The sequence below is a fragment of the uncultured Lactobacillus sp. genome (assembly GCF_902491705.1).
GTDB lineage: Bacteria > Bacillota > Bacilli > Lactobacillales > Lactobacillaceae > Lactobacillus.
This window is the reverse complement of record NZ_CABUIW010000035.1, coordinates 1-22,653: the sequence shown is the minus strand read 5'-3', so window position 1 is coordinate 22,653 and position 22,653 is coordinate 1. Positions and strand designations below refer to the sequence as shown.

Annotated in this window: 23 protein-coding genes and 2 pseudogenes; 8 read left to right on the top strand and 17 right to left on the bottom strand. The window is 35.0% G+C overall.

Annotated features, from left to right (window positions below; all coding sequences use genetic code 11):
• The coding region (locus tag RDN22_RS07440; protein WP_308554877.1) for an IS3 family transposase at positions 1 to 117 on the top strand (117 nt) is incomplete at its 5' end.
• A gap of 48 nt (positions 118 to 165) precedes the next feature.
• On the opposite strand, the gene RDN22_RS07435 is transcribed toward RDN22_RS07440, so the two are convergent.
• The 3 genes and pseudogenes from RDN22_RS07435 to RDN22_RS07425 all read right to left on the bottom strand — a co-directional run bounded on the left by RDN22_RS07435 (position 166) and on the right by RDN22_RS07425 (position 2,456).
• Entirely contained in the window at positions 166 to 1,035 is an 870-nt protein-coding gene (locus RDN22_RS07435) for an SPFH domain-containing protein (protein WP_308557122.1), read from the bottom strand.
• 15 nt (positions 1,036 to 1,050) lie between these two features.
• Positions 1,051 to 1,355: pseudogene (locus RDN22_RS07430) on the bottom strand (type II toxin-antitoxin system RelB/DinJ family antitoxin).
• A gap of 123 nt (positions 1,356 to 1,478) precedes the next feature.
• Positions 1,479 to 2,456, bottom strand: coding sequence for a class III bacteriocin (locus RDN22_RS07425; RefSeq protein WP_308557120.1), 978 nt, complete (start codon positions 2,454 to 2,456; stop codon positions 1,479 to 1,481).
• A 137-nt stretch (positions 2,457 to 2,593) separates the two neighbouring features.
• Here RDN22_RS07425 and RDN22_RS07420 point away from each other — a divergent pair, with 137 nt between their 5' ends.
• Positions 2,594 to 4,138, top strand: a complete 1,545-nt coding sequence (locus RDN22_RS07420) for a M1 family metallopeptidase (RefSeq protein WP_308557118.1) — start codon at positions 2,594 to 2,596, stop codon at positions 4,136 to 4,138.
• A gap of 81 nt (positions 4,139 to 4,219) precedes the next feature.
• Here RDN22_RS07420 and RDN22_RS07415 read toward each other — a convergent pair whose 3' ends face one another.
• The 3 genes from RDN22_RS07415 to RDN22_RS07405 form a co-directional block, all read right to left on the bottom strand.
• The gene (locus RDN22_RS07415; RefSeq protein WP_308557124.1) at positions 4,220 to 5,137 is read right to left on the bottom strand and encodes an FMN-binding protein; all 918 of its coding nucleotides are present in this window, start codon (positions 5,135 to 5,137) and stop codon (positions 4,220 to 4,222) included.
• Positions 5,020 to 6,006 (bottom strand): FAD-binding protein, encoded by a 987-nt coding sequence (locus RDN22_RS07410; protein WP_308557117.1) that lies wholly within the window; start codon positions 6,004 to 6,006, stop codon positions 5,020 to 5,022. Before RDN22_RS07410 ends, RDN22_RS07415 begins: the two co-directional genes overlap by 118 nt.
• A 158-nt stretch (positions 6,007 to 6,164) precedes the next feature.
• On the bottom strand, positions 6,165 to 6,962 hold the full coding sequence (locus RDN22_RS07405) for a hypothetical protein (protein WP_308557115.1): 798 nt from the start codon (positions 6,960 to 6,962) through the stop codon (positions 6,165 to 6,167).
• Between the two features lie 78 nt (positions 6,963 to 7,040).
• Here RDN22_RS07405 and RDN22_RS07400 point away from each other — a divergent pair, with 78 nt between their 5' ends.
• On the top strand, positions 7,041 to 7,586 hold the full coding sequence (locus RDN22_RS07400) for a TetR/AcrR family transcriptional regulator (RefSeq protein ID WP_308557113.1): 546 nt from the start codon (positions 7,041 to 7,043) through the stop codon (positions 7,584 to 7,586).
• A gap of 56 nt (positions 7,587 to 7,642) precedes the next feature.
• Entirely contained in the window at positions 7,643 to 8,662 is a 1,020-nt protein-coding gene (locus RDN22_RS07395; RefSeq protein WP_308557111.1) for an SLAP domain-containing protein, read from the top strand.
• 490 nt (positions 8,663 to 9,152) lie between these two features.
• Here RDN22_RS07395 and RDN22_RS07390 read toward each other — a convergent pair whose 3' ends face one another.
• From RDN22_RS07390 to RDN22_RS07360, 7 genes are all read right to left on the bottom strand, one after another.
• Complete coding sequence (locus tag RDN22_RS07390) at positions 9,153 to 9,278, bottom strand: hypothetical protein (RefSeq protein WP_308557109.1); 126 nt, start codon at positions 9,276 to 9,278, stop codon at positions 9,153 to 9,155.
• A gap of 112 nt (positions 9,279 to 9,390) precedes the next feature.
• Positions 9,391 to 11,469, bottom strand: a complete 2,079-nt coding sequence (locus tag RDN22_RS07385) for an SLAP domain-containing protein (protein WP_308557108.1) — start codon at positions 11,467 to 11,469, stop codon at positions 9,391 to 9,393.
• A gap of 166 nt (positions 11,470 to 11,635) precedes the next feature.
• Positions 11,636 to 11,971, bottom strand: coding sequence for a DUF202 domain-containing protein (locus RDN22_RS07380; RefSeq protein ID WP_308557106.1), 336 nt, complete (start codon positions 11,969 to 11,971; stop codon positions 11,636 to 11,638).
• A gap of 22 nt (positions 11,972 to 11,993) precedes the next feature.
• Complete coding sequence (locus RDN22_RS07375; protein WP_308557104.1) at positions 11,994 to 12,833, bottom strand: PTS system mannose/fructose/sorbose family transporter subunit IID; 840 nt, start codon at positions 12,831 to 12,833, stop codon at positions 11,994 to 11,996.
• Between the two features lie 2 nt (positions 12,834 to 12,835).
• Positions 12,836 to 13,696 (bottom strand): PTS sugar transporter subunit IIC, encoded by an 861-nt coding sequence (locus tag RDN22_RS07370; protein ID WP_308557102.1) that lies wholly within the window; start codon positions 13,694 to 13,696, stop codon positions 12,836 to 12,838.
• Positions 13,697 to 13,732: 36 nt separating this feature from the next.
• Positions 13,733 to 14,236: a PTS sugar transporter subunit IIB gene (locus RDN22_RS07365; protein ID WP_308557100.1), complete on the bottom strand. Its 504-nt coding sequence runs from the start codon at positions 14,234 to 14,236 to the stop codon at positions 13,733 to 13,735.
• Positions 14,237 to 14,255: 19 nt separating this feature from the next.
• The gene (locus RDN22_RS07360) at positions 14,256 to 14,699 is read right to left on the bottom strand and encodes a PTS sugar transporter subunit IIA (protein ID WP_308557098.1); all 444 of its coding nucleotides are present in this window, start codon (positions 14,697 to 14,699) and stop codon (positions 14,256 to 14,258) included.
• 193 nt (positions 14,700 to 14,892) lie between these two features.
• Between RDN22_RS07360 and RDN22_RS07355 the strand changes: the two genes are divergently transcribed.
• The 4 genes and pseudogenes from RDN22_RS07355 (at position 14,893) to RDN22_RS07340 (ending at position 18,672) form a co-directional block, all read left to right on the top strand.
• Positions 14,893 to 15,867, top strand: a complete 975-nt coding sequence (locus tag RDN22_RS07355; protein WP_308557096.1) for a substrate-binding domain-containing protein — start codon at positions 14,893 to 14,895, stop codon at positions 15,865 to 15,867.
• Positions 15,864 to 17,174 (top strand): sensor histidine kinase, encoded by a 1,311-nt coding sequence (locus RDN22_RS07350; protein WP_308557094.1) that lies wholly within the window; start codon positions 15,864 to 15,866, stop codon positions 17,172 to 17,174. The genes RDN22_RS07355 and RDN22_RS07350 overlap by 4 nt, the downstream gene beginning before the upstream one ends.
• A pseudogene (locus RDN22_RS07345) lies at positions 17,174 to 17,831 on the top strand (response regulator). The gene RDN22_RS07350 and the pseudogene RDN22_RS07345 overlap by 1 nt, the downstream one beginning before the upstream one ends.
• On the top strand, positions 17,821 to 18,672 hold the full coding sequence (locus RDN22_RS07340) for an extracellular solute-binding protein (protein ID WP_308557092.1): 852 nt from the start codon (positions 17,821 to 17,823) through the stop codon (positions 18,670 to 18,672). The pseudogene RDN22_RS07345 and the gene RDN22_RS07340 overlap by 11 nt, the downstream one beginning before the upstream one ends.
• On the opposite strand, the gene yihA is transcribed toward RDN22_RS07340, so the two are convergent.
• From yihA to RDN22_RS07320, 4 genes are all read right to left on the bottom strand, one after another.
• Entirely contained in the window at positions 18,662 to 19,252 is a 591-nt protein-coding gene (gene yihA, locus RDN22_RS07335) for a ribosome biogenesis GTP-binding protein YihA/YsxC (RefSeq protein ID WP_308557091.1), read from the bottom strand. The genes RDN22_RS07340 and yihA overlap by 11 nt on opposite strands.
• Complete coding sequence (gene clpX, locus RDN22_RS07330; RefSeq protein ID WP_308557089.1) at positions 19,242 to 20,513, bottom strand: ATP-dependent Clp protease ATP-binding subunit ClpX; 1,272 nt, start codon at positions 20,511 to 20,513, stop codon at positions 19,242 to 19,244. The genes yihA and clpX overlap by 11 nt, the downstream gene beginning before the upstream one ends.
• Before the next feature lie 132 nt (positions 20,514 to 20,645).
• The gene (gene tig, locus RDN22_RS07325) at positions 20,646 to 21,977 is read right to left on the bottom strand and encodes a trigger factor (protein ID WP_308557087.1); all 1,332 of its coding nucleotides are present in this window, start codon (positions 21,975 to 21,977) and stop codon (positions 20,646 to 20,648) included.
• Positions 21,978 to 22,123: 146 nt separating this feature from the next.
• A partial coding sequence (locus RDN22_RS07320; RefSeq protein WP_308557085.1) for an EF-Tu/IF-2/RF-3 family GTPase occupies positions 22,124 to 22,653 on the bottom strand: 530 nt, incomplete at its 5' end.

Below are 22,653 nucleotides of genomic sequence, written 5' to 3'. Positions count from 1 at the left end.
GCTCAAGCTATAGAGGAATATATCAAATACTATAACGAAGAAAGGATAAAGAGCAGATTAAAAGGCTTAACTCCGAAAGAATATCGGAATCAAGCCTCTATTAATCCTATGTTTTAAAATGTCTACTTTTTAGGTCCCACTTCACCGCTTTCGCATCAACTTATTTTATTTTCCACTCTCGTCCCAAACTTTCTTAGCTGCTGGGATCTTGCCAAGATTGGTCATATCGTCTTTATCAACGACTACCAAGTTGTTCGGACCTTGTGCCAATTGGTTAAAGCTATCCAAACTCTGATTTCTGAAGTAACCTTCGCCAGCCTTGGACAATGCTTCTTGCATCTTTTGAACACGGTAAGCATCCGCATCAGCTTGCGTCTTTACAGCTTCTGCGTTGGCTTTAGCAGTGGCTACCAAAGCATCGTTTTTAGCTTTAGTCGTCATTTCAATTGTACGAGCTTCACCTTCAGCCTTAGCAATTGCGGCAGTCTTTTCACGGTCAGCAGTAAGTTGCTTGTCCATCGCACGTTGAATTTCAGGACTTGGCAAAAGTTCATCGACGTTAACACGAACTACTTTAATACCGTAGATATCAGTCAAATCGCCAGTGGCAGTAAACAATTGGTCATTGATTTCCTTAGTGGAGCCAAGTGCTGAGTTCAAGTCCATTCGACCAATGATGTCACGCAAATGACCACGGATCAATTGCACCATTGATTCTACTGAGTCAGTGTTGTTGTAGAAGTAACGGTATGAATCAGTTACCAAGTAGTTCAAAGTCAAACTAGTAGTAATCTCTGCATTATCTTTAGTAATGATTGAGTACTTGGAAATTTCAAGTGGTTGAAGAGCAAGTGGAACCTTACGAATTCTTTGGAAAAGTGGCCAAACAAAGATAAATCCAGCTTTAACAGTCTTAGAATATTTACCTAAAGTTTCAATCAAGCCTTCATTATTTTGTGGCACGATTCTAAAGCCACAACAAATATAAACAATAACTAAAACAGCAACTATCCCTAAAATAATTTTTAGCATCATTTTTTACCTCAAAACTTATTTGTCTTTCTTATTTTCATCTAGCCTCTTGGCTATGTCTCCTAGTAAATCTTCCTTCCGCTCAGCGTGTTAAGACGCTCGTCGAGCAGCTTCGTATATTCATACTTATTCATATAGTCCAAATTATCCCAAGCATTTGGAATCTCAACTCTAAAAGGAATACCATTATGCAGAATAATCTGATCATAGAACATGTTAATTGCAGTAGCTGAATTTAAGCCTAGCTTCTTTAAAATCGCTTCTGCTTTTTCCTTTTTCTCCGGATTCATTCTGACATAAAGACCTGTTGTTTTTTCTGCCATACTTTACTCTCCTTTCTTCGTTGCCACTATTATATATCGTTTGAATATAAATTGCATATATTTTTGCAAAAAAATAAAAGAGAACAGAAAATTAATTCTGCTCTCTTTTCATTAGGCTTCTTTTTATAAATTATCAATTTGGAAAATTTGATTTTCTAAAGTTCTAAGCTTGTATTCACCGTCTTTGATGTACTTTTGGTGGTAAGCAACAGTTAAGTAAAGGACGCCAGATTCATCAACATGGATACTTTCCATTTCACTATAGCGTTCTGGCAAGTCAATTCCATCAACCATAGCTACTTGCCAATTATCGCTGTTAGTTTCGCCCCATGGGAATTTAACAATCTTGCGTGAACAAGTGGTTACTTCACCAGTTGTATGATCAATCTTCGGTGACAATTGGTTAGAAATATAAATATTCTTGTCATCATCGATAGCATAACCTTGAACTGAATCAATCATTGCTGGGGTTTCTTCATCTGGAGCAACACTTGGATTATCAAAGTTATTAATGTGGAAGGCACTCAAGCAATTCAAATCAGTAATTGGTGTATTCTTAGTACCATTTTCATCCAACTTTTGGTTTACTTCATTTAAATCAAATAAGCCAAAGTGACCTGAACCATCGTTCCAAATTGAAGCAATCAGCAAGTACTTGCCATTTGGTGAAACTGAAGCTTCAACTCTGTGCAAGTGGTTTTGACCATCATATGGAAGATCAGTTACGTGATTCAAGTGTGATAAACGTGGAAGTTGCGTATTTGAAGTATAACGTTCTGCCAAAAGTTTTGGATATTTTACTCGTGCAATTTGTGTAGTCCAGTTACCTGAGTTAGGCTTAGCTCCTACGAAATATTCATCTTTGTCATTAGCTGGGACCCAAGTTTGAGTGTGACCAAAGCCCATCATGACTAAGTGAGGATCAGTATAATCAATGTTCTTAGTCAAACCTTCATGCTTTCTGTAAACCAGCACATCATGAGCGCTGTGAAGAAGTTGCAAAGCAAAAACGTGATCGCCATTTACTGCACCAACTTGTGCTACTACGTGGTGCATCCCATTCAATCGATAAATCAACTTAGGCGTGATACTTTCAACCATATTTATATCTTCTTTCTTTATAATTTACTTTCAATGTATAAGTAAATTATAATCCTTTACCCAATTAAATTGAGCAAAATTCGTTTGACTTTATGATCATGATCCTCAATAATTAAATTAATTTTTGGAGGGATAATATGAAAAGAAAAACAAAACTCTTGCTATCAACTGCGATAACAGTTGCGGCTTTATTTAGTTTTAACTCACACGTACAAGCTGCCTCTGATCCTACAATCAAGGCAACTAATTACGACATGACTGTAAGATTAAATACGCGCAAAAATCAATTAACAGAAAAAGTGACCATGCACGTAGTTAACAATGGCACTGAACCTGTTAAAAATTTGCTGGTCAGAAATATTGCTAGTGGCGTTTTAAAATACGATCACAAGCATTTTAAGATTGCTAAGAATGTGTCAACTACAGTTAAAAGTATTTCATCCAATGGTGAAAATCTTTCTTATACTTCAGGTAAAGACAAGAGCAATTTATTCGTTAATAAAACTCTAGGTGCTGGCGAGTCTACCGATTTAACTGTCAATGTGGTTACTAGCGTGCCTAAAAGACAAGATCGTTTCGGCTATCAACCAATTAATGGCGGCAAAGTTTATAATTTGTCATTTTGTTTCCCATATTTAAGCGATTATCGCAACGGAAAATGGAATTATCATCCATATTATGATGCTGGTGAAAACCGTAATAGTGCTATCAGCAATTTCCACGTTAGTTTCTTTGCACCAAAAAGTTACAAGGTTGCTGCATCTGGTCAAAACACAACTAAAAATGGTAAGACCACAATTGATGCAGAAAATATGCGCGAAGTTGCCATTGTTGCTTCTAATAAGTTCAAAGTTGACCACACTTATGCAAATGGTGTAAGAATTAACAACTACTATTTTGCGGGCAAAAACAGCAAGCAGTATAACAAACTTGCTTTAATGACTGCAAAAGACAGCTTTAATATTTTCACTAAAAAGATAGGCAAATATCCATATAAAGAAATCGACATGACTGAAGGCCTCCTTGGCAAAGATACTGGCGGAATGGAATATCCAGGTTTAGTTATGATCGATGCCAGTGGTTTTGTGCAAAAGAACAAGTCCCAAAAGAAATCAGCATCAGCCACTATTGCATTGGGAAAATATAGTGAATTAACTGAAGATGTTTCTCACGAAGTTGGTCACCAATGGTTCTATGGTACAGTAGGCAGCGATGAATATATGGAACCATGGCTTGATGAAGGTCTTACTAACTTCCTTGAAAATGGAGTTTACGATTTAACCTACACTAAGAGTAAAGCTTATTGTGCAAAACTCACACATAATAAATTTTATGGCCGTAAATCTGTAAAAATAGCTAACAAGATTGTTGAACAAATGACAGACAGATTTATAAATAAAAAGCAGAAGGGTTATTACATTAACCGTCCTGTTAACAATCCACCAAAAGGTATCGATACTTCCGATATGGCATATGAAGGTGGTAGCTCATTCCCTGCTTTATTGATGGTTGCTATGGGCAAAACCAAATTCTTTAATGCATTGCATGAATACTATCAAACCTACTACTTGAAGCAGGCAACTACGCAAGACTTCTTAAAGATTATTCGCAAGTACGATAATTCAAAGAAGGTAAATTACATCATTAATCAATTTATTGATCCCAATTATTTACATGATTAAAGCAAAAAAGATATTAGCTTTGTGAAGGCTAATATCTTTTTTAGTTATTAATTGAAATCTAAAAGCACAATAAGAGAATATTTACTTCTTTTTAGTATTAATTGCTTTGTTTACAGCTTCTTCAATTGCTTTAGAAGTCATCGTTGCCCCACTAACAACATCAACATCAGTAGAGTTAGCATCCATAATTTCTTTAGGAATAACTTTTAAGGCTTTTTTAGCAATATCTTCGCTTTCATGATTTTCAACAATCTCAACATTTTGAATCTTATTATTCTTATAGGTGACATGAGTTGTTACTCTTCCACCCATGCCGTTCTCTGAAGAACCTAAATATTGATTAGGGCCTACAGTAATATCCTCTCGTTCTCCATTTACTAAATCATTGATTCCGTTAAATTCTTGGGTTGCATCTTTATCTTCATTATTTTTATTAGTAGATACTTGATCGCCAGCAATTTTACCCCAAATTAAGCATTCAGCAATATTCATACCACCTTGATACTGATTAGCACAAATACCACCTAATTCTCCTGCACCATATAAATGTGGAATTGGCTTATCATGTGAATCTAAAATTTCTGCATGTTCATTACGTTTAGGACCGCCTTGTGTATTTAAAACAACATGTGCCATAGCCAAGGCATAATATGGACCATCATCAAAGGCACGCATACTCTCAGGATCACGGTGATATTCATAATCATGTTTATTATTAGCAAAGAAATTAAAATCTTTAACTGTCTGTTCAAGATTTTTAGCTGGTACTTTGATTTTTTCTGCAAGTTCAGATAAAGTATCAGCTTTAATCATTCTTTGTTCAAGGTCGTCTACTGGGACATTTTCTTTACTTAATTCTTTGCGTTTAGTTTCATCAAAAATCATGTAAGGATGACTGCATACATACGAAGTACGCCATTGACCATGAGTATAAATATGACCATGACGATTTTGTTCATTTTCGTTAAAGTATCTTCTACCATCATCACCAACTGTAATAGTAGAACCATACGTGGATCAAACCAAGCATAGTTAACATGTCCACGTTCACCTTCAGGCTCTGCGAAAATTAAACCAGCCCCACCTGTAAAACCACTAGACTCATAGTTCCACATGTGCCACAACTTAGCACCAGCTTCTTGTGCTAGAGCAATTCCATCACCACGGTTGTACATTGAGCCGACTGGCAATAATTTTTCTGCTCCTAAGTAGTTTTGGATCATTTCCTTATTATTCTCAAATCCACCACAGCTTAATACCACACCTTTTCTAGCATGAACATTTACTTTTTTACCATTACGTTTAATTTGAACGCCGATTACTGTTTCATTCTCATCTTGGATTAAATGACTAGCACGAGAATTTAACCAGACATCAATGTATTTGCTTCTTTCAATAATTTTTTGACGAAGAAGTTTCCATAAAGCCGAATTAAAAGTTTTAGGAGTTACCATAGTGAAATCATAGCTTTTAACTCCTGGAAATTCTGGATACTCATAAAGTATTTTTTGCAAAATATTGTTTTTAGCAGCGTACTTCTTAAAACTAACTGGCTCACATAAATATTTTTTAAAGTATTTAGGCATGTCCACCATACCTTGAACATAGGTATCAATCATCTTGTCAGAGAGATCCATTGGATATGTAAGAGCCTTATAATACTTCTTCATTTCATCAAAATTGTCACTGGTACCAACAATTTGACCACAATATCTAGTGTTTCCGCCTTCATGACCATAAGGGGCAACATCAACTAACAGAACCGATTGCTTATGATCTGCAGCGAATCTAGCTGCACTCGCACCAGCAGCACCAAATCCTATAACAACTACATCATAATCAGCTTGATATTTAGGCTTAATATGCATTTTATAAACCTCCTAACCAATGTCTAATTTTATGATACCGCTTACTTTAGTACTAGTTAATACCTTTATAAGTTTTAACTATGCTTTATTTTTCACCATATAATTATTAACAAAAAAGCTAATCACAAGGATTAGCTAACCAAACAGTCATCTTAAGTCTACCAAATAGATCTTTTACCATTAGGCAAAATCTTAGGTTTAGCAGGCAACTTTTTCATAATCCATAAATTGCGACAAGCAAAGAAAATTGCAACGATGCCTAAAACATAAAACCATGGATTGTTTGCCATTGAAAAATACGGACTAGCTAATGACCACATGTTATCAGGTAAGAATGAGTTTATGGTTCCTATCAAAATAACAATCGATAATCCCCAAGAAGCACCAATTTGCGTACCTCGTTTTTCCCAATAAAGTCCTGGCATAATTGCCATTAATACATTGGTGAAAATATACCACTTGAACATAGCTGGATCATTCAAGAAGACACGGAACAAGTTAACAGTTGGCACCATAACAACAACCCAGCCAATAACTTTCCATGCAGCCTCTTTAGCTGTGACATCACTGCCCCAGATATCTTCTCTTTCATCAGTCACCACTTTGATTAAGCTATAAATTTCAAAAAGAGTCCAAACAACTTCGGCACATGATGCAGCTGTAAAGAGCCAAAAGCCATGTGTCGCATGAGATACGGTTGCAAAAACAAAGATCCCCATTGAATCAATTGCAAAATAGTAGCTGTGCATCAAAATGTTAAACGGCGAGCTACCTTCTCGCTTAAATAAAATAAAACTATAAACGTATTCAATAAAACCAATTAAAAAAGTTAAGCCAGCAATTATTAAAGTTAATGTAAACTTGGGATTCTGCGGACTAAAAGAATACATAAATTGCTGCAAAGTATATCCTGTATCATGATAAGTGGCGAAAATACTATCTAAAAAATTCCACATTTTGTTTCTCCTTCAATATTTCGTTGAAGATAGTGTAAACTAAAGAAAAACTAGTTTAATCACATTTTTAAGGATAGTGTGCAAAAAGTGGATCAACGCAGAAAAAATACAGAACTTGCCCTTCGCCAAGCTTTATTTTCTTTACTTCAAACTAATTCAATTAATCAAATCACGGTTACATCCCTATGCAAAAAGGCCGGCGTCAGCAGACGAACTTTCTATGTTCATTATGACAAGGTCACTGACATATTTGTTGATTATCAAGACCAGCTTTATTTGCAAGTAGTCAATGCCTTAGAAAATAGCAAATCTACCGCTAATACTCTTCTCGATACTTTTGACAAAATTCTAAAAAGTAATTTTACGGGTTTTCGCTACCTTTGTATCAATGAATTTCACCATGAATTAATCACTAAACTGCAAAAGCTAGTTAGCAATGCATTAATTGAAAGTTTGCATCACAAAGCTAGTGCTCAAGATCAGGTTGTCCTAGAATTCCTAGCTGTCGGCATTATTCAGACCTATATTTATTGGTTCACTCATCCCGATAAATTGAGCTATGAAGAGCTAACGAAAATTAATCGTAAAATTGTGACTGCGAACTTAAGCCTAATAGAGGAATAGCGAATCACTAAGTGCTAAAATCTATTTATAATAGTTTGTGATATAAGGAGATTATTATGAAGAATAAAAAATTAATGGCTATTGCAGCGGCTGCATTAATCAGCACTGTGCCAGCAGCCTTTCTTATCAATCAACCTACTCATACAGTTCAAGCAGCTACTCAATCATTAAAACAAAAAGTTGTACTTAAAAAATCATTTAACGGTACTATTCAAGTTTTCAACAGTAAAGGCAATGCTGCTACTACAACTCAAACTATCAATGGTAAAAAATGGAAAGCTGCTACTACAACTCAAACTATCAATGGTAAAAAATGGAAAGCTGCTGCTACAGTTAAAGCCGGCCAAACTTTTAAATATTATGGCAATCCAGTACTTATTCAAGGAAGCAAAATTGACAGCAAAACTTCTAAAAACTATCACTACACGACAGCTTCTTACATTAATATCGGTAAAAAGCGCTACATTAAGTCTTTAAATGTTAGTTCAATGGATGGTCAAAACGTTTTGATCTTAAGTGCAAATTCACGCGTTTATGATAAAAACGGTTCTCGCACTAGCTACAACGGTCTTACCCTTATTCCTAAATACATGCTAGTTAAGACGGCAGCCAAGACACATGCAACAACTAAGAGTGATAAATACTACTACTTCTCAAATCTTAGCGAATCTAAAAAGCGAAGCTTGACTGTAACCACAATTAAAGGCAAGCCATATTATTCTCTTGGCAAGGGTGCTTATATTTCTGCCGCAAATGTTGGTTTTGTTAACGGTAACACTCTCTACCAAGCTTCAGGCACAACTACAGCTACTATCTTGAACAAGATCCACGTTTTAAATAATAAACTTAAATCAACAAGTAAATTGCTTAAAATTGGTCAAAAAGTAAAAGTAGATGCCACTAAGGTTACTGGTAAAGGTGACAGTGCTGCCCTCTACTTCAGAATTGCTGGTACTAAAGGCAAGAATGCTCAATATATTTATTGGGGCGACGATGCTGAATACGGCATGGATCAAGAAAGCACTACTGATGAATTTAAAGGTAATTTCAATTTAACTAACCATCTTGCAAATTAATAATTAATTGCAAACAAAAACTGTTCTCCAAAGAAAAGAGAACAGTTTTTTGTATCTAGCAAAGTTTTAATTAAATGATATACTTTTTAAAGATATAAATGATTTGCAAACATTTATATTTAGTAGTTTTAGCATAACTAAGCACCCTTCAAACATTCTAAAGCTACGGAGGTGACAGTTATGCAAAATTGGATAAACTGGAGGTTTAGCTTTCCATGATTGGTGGAGCTATTGCGATAAGCATCGTCTTAGGTGCTTTGGGCAAATTAGTTATTAGTTTAGCTAAAGCGTACGCAATAACAAAAAAAGCTAATCAAAAAGATTAGCTAAACCAAACAGTTATCTAAAACTACGTTTGAAGTCAACGACCGCAACTCGTTGGCTTCTTTTCATATATAAAATTATAGCATGAATTAAATGCTATTTAAACTTTTATAATTTTCAGCATTACATGTGTGATTAATAAGCAATAATGTTCAAATTTGAATACCTAATTGTCATGAAGATTACGAACTTCAATTGCAACCTGTAATTGTTGATTTTCTTCTTGATATTCTTGAGCAAATTTAGCACTTTGTTGACTTCTTTTAGCGATATATTGGTCGATCTTACTCACGATGTCTCCTTTCATAGAAATCCCGTTTACGCAATCCTTCTTTAATTTTTAACATTATATACAAAAAATCTGGGAAAATTATTTTTTATCCCAGATTATTTTTTTATTCTTATTAATTATTTGCAGAAAGCTTAACAGTCTTTGCAATATAAGTTGTGCCGCTATAAGTTGGGTAACCACTAATGAAGTACCATTCACCATTGTATTTCATTACATGTGGATCACTTAAGTAGTATATTGGCTTACCTGTCATAACTTTAAATGGTTGACCCTTGCTAGAAAGTTCACCATAAGTGTTTCTTTCATAAGTTACCGTATTATGGATAGCCTCAACCATGCAGCCACCACGAGAACTGTTCTTTTCAGCATCAGCAATCATTTGGCTATACTTCTTGTAAGCTGCTTCTTTGGTGAAGTTTTCACGACTAATTGCATCAGCTCTTACATAGAAGTAACGCTTCTTAGTACGAACCATTGCGTAATATTGGCCGTTAACTTTAACAATTGGTCCAACCTTGTAGCCAATATTATTACCCTTTTTAATAATTTGACTAGTTCTAGTTAACTTAACATTGCCTTTACTTACATTAGCATAAGTATTCTTGTAGCTATTAGTGTAAATTGGTGTATTAGTTTTTGCAATCAAGTTAGTAGTTAACTCATTGTAATCAATTAAATCTGCGTATTTCTTCAGAGTTGGGTTATTAGCTAAATTCTTTTCAGAAAGTGAGCTTTGATAGCCTGACTTTTCAGTTGGATTTGGATCAGTTACAGTAACAAAATCATTAATATCAAGTTCTTTAGTTGAAATAATTCGATTACTTATTGAACCGCTACTTTCACGAGCATATTCTCTCAAACGAAGAATAGTATTGTGGTTTACCATGCTAATAGAATAATATGCCTTGCTAGTTTGAGGGTAAGCATTTGAAGCAGCACTTGAAATCTTAGCCGCAGTTGCGTTATCGATCCATCCTAAGTTAGCAACCTTAACTTTTTCACCACTTAAATTCTTTTGAGCTTGGGTAAGTTCCCATACAGCTTGGTTAACTACATTAATTGTGGCAGTCTTAGAGTCGTTAACTTCCCTAGCGTTCTGTAAAGCACCGGCATAATTCCATTGCTTGCTAAATGAACTTAACTTGTACACGTTAGAACTCAATACGTTATCATCAATTAATTTTTGGAGTTCTGCCTTATCTGAACTAGTTGCAACAGCCTTACCAGCTTCTGCTTCTGAGGCTGTATTTGCTGGATCGACCATTTGTGGACCGTAATTGTAATCAACATCACTAGCCTTTACATAGCCAGCATCATCAGTTGCACTATAGTCAGAGCCTGTTTGAACATAAGCACTTCTTAAACGATAGAATAATTCTGCCTTATTTTCACTAGGTACCCATAAGTAAATCAAACGATCTACAGTAATTGCCTCACCTTTTCTGTAGTCGATTCGAGTAGTAGTATTGGCAACCTTGGTCTTTAGTTCACCAGCACCGGTGTAAACTTTACCAGAAGTATTGAATATCACATGAGTCAAATCAGTTATATTTTCTAATCTTTGTTTTACGTTTGTCTTTAAATCTTTAGCGTAAACAAATTGATTGGTGCCCTTAACGCGGTAAATAGTGTCAATATGGTTACCGTTAGTAACGTATTCTTGTGCATCAATAGTTAATCTTTGACCTGGCTTAAAGTAAACGCCTTTAATCACATTATTATCTGCGTCAAAAGCATATTGACCATTCTTTGATGCATTCTTACTTCCAACGACAACACTCATATTTTTAACATAAAGAGGACGGCCGTTGACTTCAAAAGCATTTACTACACGAACATAAGCATTCTTGCCAATTTGGAAGTATGCTTTACCCTTAATAATCTTGTAAGAAGCAAACTTTTTATAGCCTTGATTATCTTTAAAGTAGTATTTATTCTTGCCGTTATAATCAGAAACTTTGCCTAAATAATCTACGCGACTGCCATATTTAAGAGAAGATTTGCCCTTATAAGTAGTGCGCATCCCTTTATTATTGTAGATATAAGATTTAGCAACACTTAATTGCCCATCTTCAGCTTGTTTATCTGCAGCATTAACAGTGGTTGCTAAATTTTGTCCAATTGGAAAAACTGGTGCCACCATCATTAAAGCGGCTGCTGAAACCATTACAATCTTTTTATTGAATTTCATAATGTCACCTTTCGGTATTTAATCGTTTTCATATTCAGTCATACTTATATATTACAACATTTTTATAAAACCATATAAAAAAGTAAGAAACCAAGACAATAGTCTTAATTTCTTACCTAAAAATTTTTTAATTAACTGAAATTAATCTAGGGGAAGGATTCATTTTCTATTTAAAACTGATTCTTTCAGTCTCAGAAGCATTTTTATTAATCTTCTTTATTTCGGAAATTTTCTTTTCATAATCTTCAATAAGCAGTGTTACATTTCGCCGACCACGCCAGGAAGCATAGCCAAAAGTCAGCATTCCGAATACACCAATTATCATTAAGATAATACCAATGACAAAGAGCCAAATGGTACTTTGATGGAAGTAATAGATAAGTACCAATCCAATTGCACTTATTGTAAGAAACAATTGAAACCAATATCCTAAGTTACGCAACATGTGTTTTTGGTATTCAACTTCGTTCTTATAGCCTTTTCCCATTTCAGCGATTGTCATTTAAAAAATTCCCTTCTAAAAATTAGTACTTCAAACCTGGGTTGAAGAAGCCTACTAATACACCGAGAAGTGCAACAACGATTAAAATAATCATAGTCCAAATAGCTGAAACATGACGTTTAGCCATCAACCACCAGCAAAGTAAAGTTACAATAACAGTCAATAATCCTGGATAAATACTATCTAACTGCTTTTGTAAGTTCAAGAAGACCTTACCAGTAGAATCTTTTAATTGAAGTGATGTAGTTACTGAAACCCAACTTGCCAAAACACCACCAACTACCATACCACCGACGATTGAAATAGCGTGACGAATAGCTTTACCTTGTTTACCAACAAGCATCGCTACGGCTTTATCACCTAATTTATAACCACGGAAGTACAGGAATTTTTGACCAAAGTATGCCAGAAGATCCCAAACAATGATGTAGAAGATTGCACCAACTGGTGAACCATTTTGTGACATACCTAAAGCAATACCAAGTAAGATAGGAATTAAAGTACCATCGATCAATGAGTCACCGATACCAGCGATAGGTCCCATCAAACCAGCACGCATATCATTGATAGTTTCACCGTCAATACCTTTATTATTTGCACGAGCTTCTTCCATTGAAGCAGTAGTACCAATAATAACTGAACCTAACATTGGGTTGGTGTTAAAGAATGCAGTATATGCATGAATTTTTTCTTGTTGTTCATTCTTATCAGGATACAATTCCTTAATAATTGGAAGCATTGATGATAAGTAACCAAAGGTCTGCATGTGTTCTTGTGAGAAACAAGTTAAGGCACCCCAGAACCAAAGGTTAAATGATTTATTTAAGGTCTTGCGACTAATTTTCTTTTCATTGTCAGCCATTGTTAGATATCCTCCTCTTCTTCATCGTCATCGCTTGCAGATGCAGCGGCAGTAGAGCCACTATTATTGTTGCTACCTTGTGCCATTTCTACTTCGTAGAAAATCATAGCGAATAACAATGAAACAACAGTAATTGAAACCAAATTCAAGTGTAATGAAGCTGCCAAAGTGAAGCCAACTAAGAATGGAATGAAGTCAACGCTTGTATTAACAATTTGACGAAGCAAAATAGCAATACCAACACATGGAAGCATAGCACCAACAGTGAACAAGGTCTTCATTGGAACACCATCCATTGGTAAAGCGTTACGCAAAGCAGTAACAGCTTGAGCACCAAAGTGAGTCATCAAAACTGTTGGAATAAATGAGAAGCAAAGGTGTGAAATCCATGGCCAACCAAAGTTAACACCATAAAGTCTATTTAACTTATTCTTTTCAATGTCTTTCCAACCAAATGCTTGCCAAATCAAGTTCATGAAAGCAACAGCGTAGAACAAAACTGAACCAACAGTACCTACTAAAGTACCAAGTGATTTAGCCATGTTAGCAGCATCAGTACTGAATGGATTCAATCCACGAGAACTAATAGCAACCATTGCTAAAGGAATACCGATGTATGAAATAGCACGAACATCGGCTGCTACAGTACCACCAGGAGTTACCAAAGCAATATATACAAGTTGTGTAGCAACACCACAAGCAATTCCCAAAGGAACATTACCTAAAATAAGACCACAAATAAGACCACCAACTAATGGACGACCAATGGTGTAGTTACCCACGGCCTGACCGGCCATACATGAGTTGGAACATAGACAAGCAAACAGACCTAACAGGCCAGCTTGTAACCAACTAATACTCATTTTTTCTCCCTCTTTTTTATCTCAAAAAACTATTCCTTAATAACCAAACTTACCTTTATATTTATCCCAGTAACCAATTTGTTTATCTGGGAGAAGAGCAAAGTGAATCTTGTAGCCCTTTTCAGACATAGCTTCAAAAGCTGCTCCTTCTTCTTTAGTAAATGATTGGTTATCACCTAACTTAATTGAACCTGGACGATCATTACCTGGTCCAACAACTACTTCTTTAACATCACTTGGAACAAATCCCCAATCAACTAAGATAGTCTTCATATCAAGTGGATTCTTAGTAATCAAGAAGTAACGAGTGTTAGAAGCAAGAACCTTATCCTTAACCTTGTTAAAGTGGTCCATTGTCCAAACGAAACATTTCTTACCTTGACCTTCAGCTGCTGATTTATAAGCTTCTCTCAAAACTGGGTTGTCATGAGCTTTATCATTTACAGCAATAATCCCATCACATGGAACTTCCTTTGCCCAACGGGTAGTAATTAAACCGTGAATCATACGATCATCAATTCTTACAAGTGTGACTGACATAATTTTTTCCTCCTAAAAATTAAATATCATCATCATCGTCACTAGCATCATTAGATGGTAGTTGATATTGTTGAATAGCAGTTTTGGCTTCACTCAACGCTTGCTTTGCAATAGCATCTTTATCCATTGCGTCCAAAGATACTGTTGCCGTTAAAGCCATAGTGAAGTTCATTCCTCCAAGAACTACGGCTCTATCCATATATCCGCGCTCTGAAAAGACATTTAGGAAAGTAGTTAAAGGACTACCACCGATAATATCTGCTAAAACAACAAATTCATCATTGTCATTAAAGTTTTGCTTATCAAGGAATGCTTCAACCTCTTTCTTAAAGTCATCGGCTGACTTTCCGTTATGTAAACATAAGGCGAAAACCCGGTCATTTGCATCCCCAGCAAACATTTCCAAAGATGTCTTAACTCCTTCAGCAAATCGACCATGAGAAACCATGATTAAATACTTCATGCCTGTTGCTCCTCTCATTAACTTACACAGATAATTTATCATTTTATTAAGCGCTTACACAGTGCCAAATGTCACAGATTGTGGATTTTAATATATGACAAATGTCACATTTAAAGTCGCACATTTACTTCTTTTATCGTTATATAATATGAAGTGACAATTACCTGTTAATAAAAAAGTGTGAGTATTATTTATGTTAAAAAAATATGGTTTTTGGTTAAAACCTTTAATTGGAATATTGATAATTACCCTAATAACTGGTTTGGTTTGGTTAGGGTATTTGTTTAATTTTTCCATCTCCAAACCAATCAGCATTGGAAGTTCCTACATGACAATGAACAATGAATTTTATCCGGTTGTAAACGAGCAAGTAGCAAATTATATAAATAATCGGCAAGATTTTCTTTACAATCGCGACCCTGCATTAAGCGTTTCACGTCAAGTTGAGGAAATTCATTCCTTCATTGCTAAAAAAGTAAATGTTATTTTACTTAATCCTGTTGACAATAAATCAATTAAACTTAATCGAGCTATTAATGAAGCACATAAAGCCGGAATTAAAATTATCGTTGTAGACTCTCCTATCGCTAATAAAAATGTTGACTGTACGATTACTTCTGATAATTATAAAGCTGGTATTCTATGCGCACGAGAATTACTAAAAAAGCAAAAGTCAGCTAAAATTTTACTTTTAGATCAATTAAATGCTGATTCTGTTGTTGAAAGAATGGATGGCTTTTTATCTACTATTAAAAAAGCTCATAATTCTAAAATTAAAGTAGTTGCCAGATTACATACTAATGGGCAATCTGAATGCTCCTATCCCAAAGTTAAGCAGTTTTTAAAAAAGAAACAAAGTTTTGATACTGTTATGGCACTAAATGATCGTACTGCCATTGGAGCTTTAGCAGCAATTAATGAAAATAAAAGAAAAAATTCAGTTTATGTCTATAGTGTCGATGGCTCTCAAGCAATGAAAAAATTAATTGATAGTGGTCATGATAAAATTTTTACCGTTGCACAGACTCCTATTAAAATGGGGGATCAAGTAGCTAAGATAGCTTATAAATTGGCTCATAATAAAAAGGTTCCACGAAGAATAACTTTGCCTGTTACTTTAATTACTCAACAAAACGTTAATAATTATGGCATCACGGGGTGGCAATGATGAAATTTAAACATTTAACATTACTAGCCAATATTATGTTATGGATTAATTTTTTGGCAATTATTTTTATCGGAGCTCAGTTTCTATTTATTTCACAATATATAGTTCGATATCAAGAAAGTTATGAATTACTTACTCATCTGGAACAAACTCCTGCCCCAGCTCAAAATATTTTTTGGCAATGTGCAGTTTCATCAATTGTTTTAATTATTCTAATTTTTCTTCGACATCGAATTCATGTAGAACGTAGAATTATAAACCTATTCTTCATTTTTGAATTTATCGCTGCATTAGTTATCTTTTACTCGGTTAGAATGAATTATAATGGTATGTTTTTAATGGTATTCGTAGATTTCTTCTTAACTAGTCGTGAACTCCCCATTCGTTCTCGCTTTCATTTTTGGTTTACAACTGGAATTCTTTTAATCATAATTTTTTCTCTTTCGAATTATTCTTTCATTGGTCCCATCTTTAAAATGCCACCTTTATCCACTTACTCCAATTTTCTACCAAATAAATTAGCTTCAGAAATTACTCTAGCTAATAATTTTTTGTCATCGCTTAATTTGATTTTATTTATTTGGATAGCTATTGGTTATTCATTTTATATTTCAAATCGTGAACATAAAATCAAAAACGAATTATCTTTAATGTCAAAAACTAACCGCGAATTAAAAAGTTACGCTGCTGTTTCTGAAAAGATTGCACAAGATAGAGAAAGACGTCGGATTGCTCGTGACATTCACGACACTGTAGGACATGCTTTGACCGGAATTGCAGCTGGTATTGATGCGGTGATGGTATTAATCGATATTGATCCCACTGCTGCCAAAGAACAATTACAAAAGGTTTCAATTGCTGTTAAACAAGGATTACAAGATATTCGAATAACTTTAAACAAAATACGACCAGATGCTTTAGAGCATTATACACTTGAGACTTCTTTAAAGAAGATGCTTAAAGAATTTAGCGATCTTTCACATTTACAAATTAATTTTAACTATAATTGGGGAACATCTGAATTTGAGAAAACAACTGAAATTGTTATTTTTAGAGTTATCGAGGAATCTATTACCAATGCTTTAAGACATGGTCATGCAACAGAAATAGACATAAATTGTAAGCTTTCTAAAAGTAATTACATAATTGTCATCCAAAATAACGGTCAATCCTCGGAAAAAATAAAACCTGGATACGGTATAACTCAAATGAAAGAAAGATTGGCCGTTATTAATGGAAAGGTAAAAATAGAAAGTTATCCAATCTTTACAGTTACTGTATTTATCCCAAGAAAGAAGAAATTTTAATGATAAAGATTTTAATAGCAGACGATCAACAACTAATCTGTGAATCACTAAAGATTGTTTTAAATACTCAGAAAGATTTTGATGTGATTTCTACTGTAAATAATGGTAAAGAAGTATTGGAATCTATTGAAAAAGAGAAACCAGACGTTATCTTGATGGATGTCAGAATGCCTGTAATGGATGGAACAGTTTGCACCAAATACGTTAAAGAAAAATATCCTGAAATTAAAGTAATTATTTTAACAACCTTTGATGATGATGATTTTATTTTTAAAGCGTTAAAATACGGTGCCTCAGGATATCTTTAAAGCAATCAGAACTGCAATCTCTGGTGGTGCAATGATTAATCCAGAATTAACTGAAAAAGTTTTTAAATTATTTTCTAAAATGGCACAAACTGACAGTAATCTCGAAACCGAAAAACAAATAAATTCTGATATGTTTTCTTGTTCAGAATGGCGTGTAATTCAACAAGTTGGAAAAGGTTTATCTAATAAAGAAATCTCCGCTAAATTGTTCTTATCTGAAGGAACAATCAGAAATTATATTTCAAAAATTTTAGAAGAACTTGATTTACGCGATCGCACGCAATTAGCAATTTGGGCAGTACAAAATAATATCGTTAAAAAAAATTTAGGACTAAAAGATGAAAAGTAAAACTCTTAAAATTTTTATTACTTCTATTTTTTTATTTTTCATAATTATTACTAGCTTTTTAATTTATTCTGATACTCATCCTCCAACAACTACTTTAACTATTGGGATTTATGCTGGAAGTAGTTGGGATGTACCAGACAATGAGCAATATCATATGATTAATTACACAATTCATAAATTTCAAAAAAAGCATCCAAATATAAAAATTAATTATGAAAGTGGAATTCGAACAAGTGATTATATAAATTGGCTAAGCGAAAAAATTATCGAAGGTAAAACTCCTGATGTTATTATGATGCCACAATCAAATTTTAACTTATTTGCTAGTAACAATACTTTTTTAGATTTATCGCCTTTCTTAAATAAAGACAATTTAAGGCATAGCTTTTATCCTGGCGCATTAGCAAGTGGACAATATAATGGTAAACAGTTCACTCTCCCTTATGAGACTAACCCAACACTGTTAATTGCAAATCAAACAATACTAACTAAGAATAAAATACATTCTTTATATAAAATAAATAATGTTGAATATTTCAGAAATATTTGTCATCAAATTAGTCTTAAAAAGAATCAATATGGTATAACTGATTCATATAATTGGCAGGATGCAATATTAGCTTGTAACGTATCTTTATTCACTGGAAATAATCACGAATTAGAATTAACCAATGACAATCAAATTCAAAGATTTCTTCCTGTTGTCGACCTTTACCTCAATCTAAGTATAGAAAAAAAGGTGAATAAAAGCATCGTCATGCTTCTATTCACCTTATACTTTAGGATGTTTGACAAAAAGCCAAAAAAGCGTGCTCTTTTGAGCAACGCTTTTATTGATTAATTTTATCTTCAATCCAGTCCCCTAATTCAGCTACGTGTAATTTAGTGACTGAACTAAAAGTCAAAACAGTGACATGATCATAATTAAGATCCAAATTCTTTTTTAATCCTGCCATTACTTTATTAGTTTGACTCTTTTTAATTTTGTCCATTTTTGTGCAGACAACTAAGATAGGAATATTTAAATATTGCGCATATTCATACATGGCAATATCATCCTTAGTTGGTTCATGGCGACTATCTATCAAGATAACTAATCCTTTTAAATTAGGTCTTGTTTCTAGATAGTCTTGGATCATTTCACCAAACTCTTGACGTCTTTTTTGGGAAACTTTCGCATAGCCATATCCTGGCACATCTACCAAGTAAAATTCATCGTTTACTAAATAGAAATTAAGCGTCTGTGTCTTACCAGGCTGTGATGACGTTCTAGCCAAGTTTTTACGCTTTAGCAGGGTATTGATCAAGCTGGATTTCCCTACGTTTGAGCGGCCTGCTAGCGCAATCTCAGGCAAATTATCCTTAGGATACTGACTTTCTTTTACGGCACTAACTGCATAACTGCTACTTTTAATTATCATTAGCACTTACCTGAGACTTTTCAGTATCTTCTGAATTCTTACGTACAACACGTGGCTTAGCATGACGAGTGATTACGTCCTTAGTAACTTCAACTGATTCAATATCTTCTTCACTTGGAGTTTCGTACATGATATCCATAATTGAGTTTTCAATGATTGTTCTCAAACCACGAGCACCCATATTTCTTTGGATAGCCAAATCAGCAATTGCCTTTAAAGCACCGTCTGTAAACTTAAGATCAACGCCATCAAGTGAAAGAAGTTTCTTGTATTGCTTTACCAAAGCGTTCTTTGGTTCAGTCAATACTCTGACCAAGTCTTCACTGTTAAGTTTATCCAAAGTAGTGATAATTGGAATTCTACCGATAAATTCTGGAATCATACCAAACTTAACCAAGTCAGCTATAGTTAAATGACGAGTCCAGTCATCAGCATCAACCTTATCAGCTTCGTTTTCAGCACCAAAGCCGATTGTCTTTTTACCCAAACGGTTCTTTACAATTTGTTCGATTCCATCAAAAGCACCACCAACGATAAACAAGATATTAGTAGTATCCATCTTGATCATTTCTTGTTGTGGGTGCTTACGACCACCTTGTGGTGGAACAGATGCAATAGTACCTTCCAAAATCTTTAAAAGAGATTGTTGTACACCTTCACCTGATACATCACGAGTAATTGAAACATTTTCTGATTTCTTAGAAATCTTATCAATTTCGTCGATATAAATAATTCCGCGTTGTGCACGTTCAATATCATAGTCCGCATTTTGTAATAGCTTAAGCAAAATATTTTCTACGTCTTCACCAACATAACCTGCTTCAGTTAAGGTAGTTGCATCAGCGATTGCAAAAGGTACGTTTAAAATTCTTGCAAGAGTTTGTGCCAAATAAGTCTTACCGGAACCGGTAGGTCCGATCATTGCAATGTTGGACTTTTGCAATTCAGTAGATGAATCTACATCCATTTGACTAATTCTCTTGTAGTGATTATATACAGCAACTGATAAAACTTTTTTAGCACGGTCTTGACCGATTACGTATTGATCAAGTTGCTTCTTAATTTCAACTGGTTTAGGTAATTCACGAGCGGTTTTAAGAGAATCTGCTCGTAATTCATCGTCAATAATTTTTTTAGCCAAGTCTACACATTCGTTACAAATATATACGCCATTACCGGCGATCATTTTTTTGACTTGGTCTTGAGTTTTACCACAAAAAGCGCATTTAATCTCTTCTTGTTCTGTAAACTGATTTGCCATTAACTTTTCCTCCTATATCTACCAAAAATTAGATTATCATACTTTACCTAAGATTGATAAATATTAGGCTTATATATCAAAAAAAGCGGCCTAAAGCCGCCTTTTTTCAGGAATCAGCAAAGTAATGTTTTATTACTTGTCTTCCTTCTTATCGTCTGATTCTTTTGCTTCAAGCTTTGCCTTAGCAACTTGCTTAGCATTGTCAGTAATAAGATCCATAGCCTTACGTACAGTGATGTCGTGACTTAACATATCGTCAGTCAAAGTGTTACGTACAGTCTTTTCGTCCATGTTGTATTCAGAAGCAAGGTCCTTGATTTCCTTATCAATTTCTTCCTTGGTTGCCTTAAGGCCTTCTGCATCAACAACAGCTTCAAGAACTAAGTTAGTCTTAACTCTTTCAGCAGCGTTCTTAGCGAATTGTGCACGCAATTGTTGTTCGTTGGTGTTAGTCAACTTGTAGTAAGTTTGAGGATCGATACCTTGACGTTGCATGTTGCCCAAGTATTGGTTCAATTGAGTATCAACATCGTCTTGGATCATTGCGTCAGGAATTTCGTCAACTGTAGCGTTCTTTACAGCACCTTCAATGGCAGCTTCTTGAATAGCATCGTTAGCTGCTTCTTCCTTTTGTGCCTTCAAGTCCTTCTTGATCTTGTCCTTTAATTCGTCAAGAGTATCTACAGAATCGTCAACGTCCTTAGCGAATTCATCATCTAATTCTGGAAGTTGCTTTGACTTAACTTCGTGGATCTTAGTTGCAAAGTGTGCTTCCTTACCTGCTAAGTCCTTTGCGCCGTAATCCTTAGGGAAGGTTACAACAACGTCAACATCGTCACCTGCTTCGTGACCAATAAGTTGATCTTCGAAACCTGGGATAAATGTGTTTGAGCCTAATTCAAGTGAGTAGTTTTCAGCTGAGCCGCCTTCAAATTCCTTACCGTCAATAGTACCCTTGTAGTCGATAGTTACAGTGTCGCCTTTTTCTGACTTACCCTTCTTAAGAACAAGTTCAGCGTTTTGTTCACGACGCTTGTCAAGTTCAGCATCAACGTCCTTTTGGTAAACACGAGTGTTTTGCTTTGGAACTTCGATACCCTTGTAGTCACCTAACTTAACTTCTGGTTCTACAGTAACAGTGGCCTTCATAGTCCAGTCCTTACCCTTGTCCATTGATACAGGAGTAATTTGTGGTTGACCAACTGCAGCGATACCTGCTTCCTTAACAGCAGCAGAATATGCATTTGGTAATACGATGTTTAAAGCATCTTCATATAATGCTTCTTCACCGTAGTATTGATCAAAAATTACACGAGAAACGTGGCCTTTTCTAAAGCCAGGAACACGCAAGTTTTTCTTTACTCTTCTAAATGCTTGGTCTAAACCTAATTTAATTTCATCTTGTGAAATATCAAAAGTAAGTTCACCGGTAGTCTTGCCGGTTTTTTCCCATTTTACAGACATTAATAAAATACCTCCAATGTCAAGTTTGAGTTTGCTTCTTGCATACTAAGTTATCTTACCTTAAACTAGCGCAAAAAACAAATATCTAAAAGAAAAAAGATGCGCTCCAGTGAAGAAGTGCATCTTTTTTACTATATCGTTAGAAATTAGTCAAGGATTTCAGTAACCTGACCGGCACCAACGGTACGACCACCTTCACGGATGGTGAACTTAGTACCCTTTTCGATGGCAGCTGGCTTAATCAAGGTAACAGTGAATTCAGTGTTATCACCAGGCATAACCATTTCAGTACCTTCTGGCAATTCAATTTCACCAGTAATATCAGTGGTGTGGAAGTAGAATTGTGGACGGTAGTCTGAGAAGAATGGGGTGTGACGACCACCTTCGTCCTTCTTCAAAACATAAACTTGACCCTTAAACTTCTTGTGGGTTTGGATTGAGCCTGGAGCAGCCAATACTTGACCACGAACAACTTGGTCACGGTCGATACCACGAAGCAATACACCAACGTTATCGCCGGCTTCACCTAAGTCCAAAGTCTTGTGGAACATTTCCAAACCAGTAACAACTGATTTAAGAACCTTGTCTACCAAACCAACGATTTCAACTTCGTCACCGATCTTAACAGTACCACGGTCGATACGACCAGAAGCAACAGTACCACGACCAGTGATAG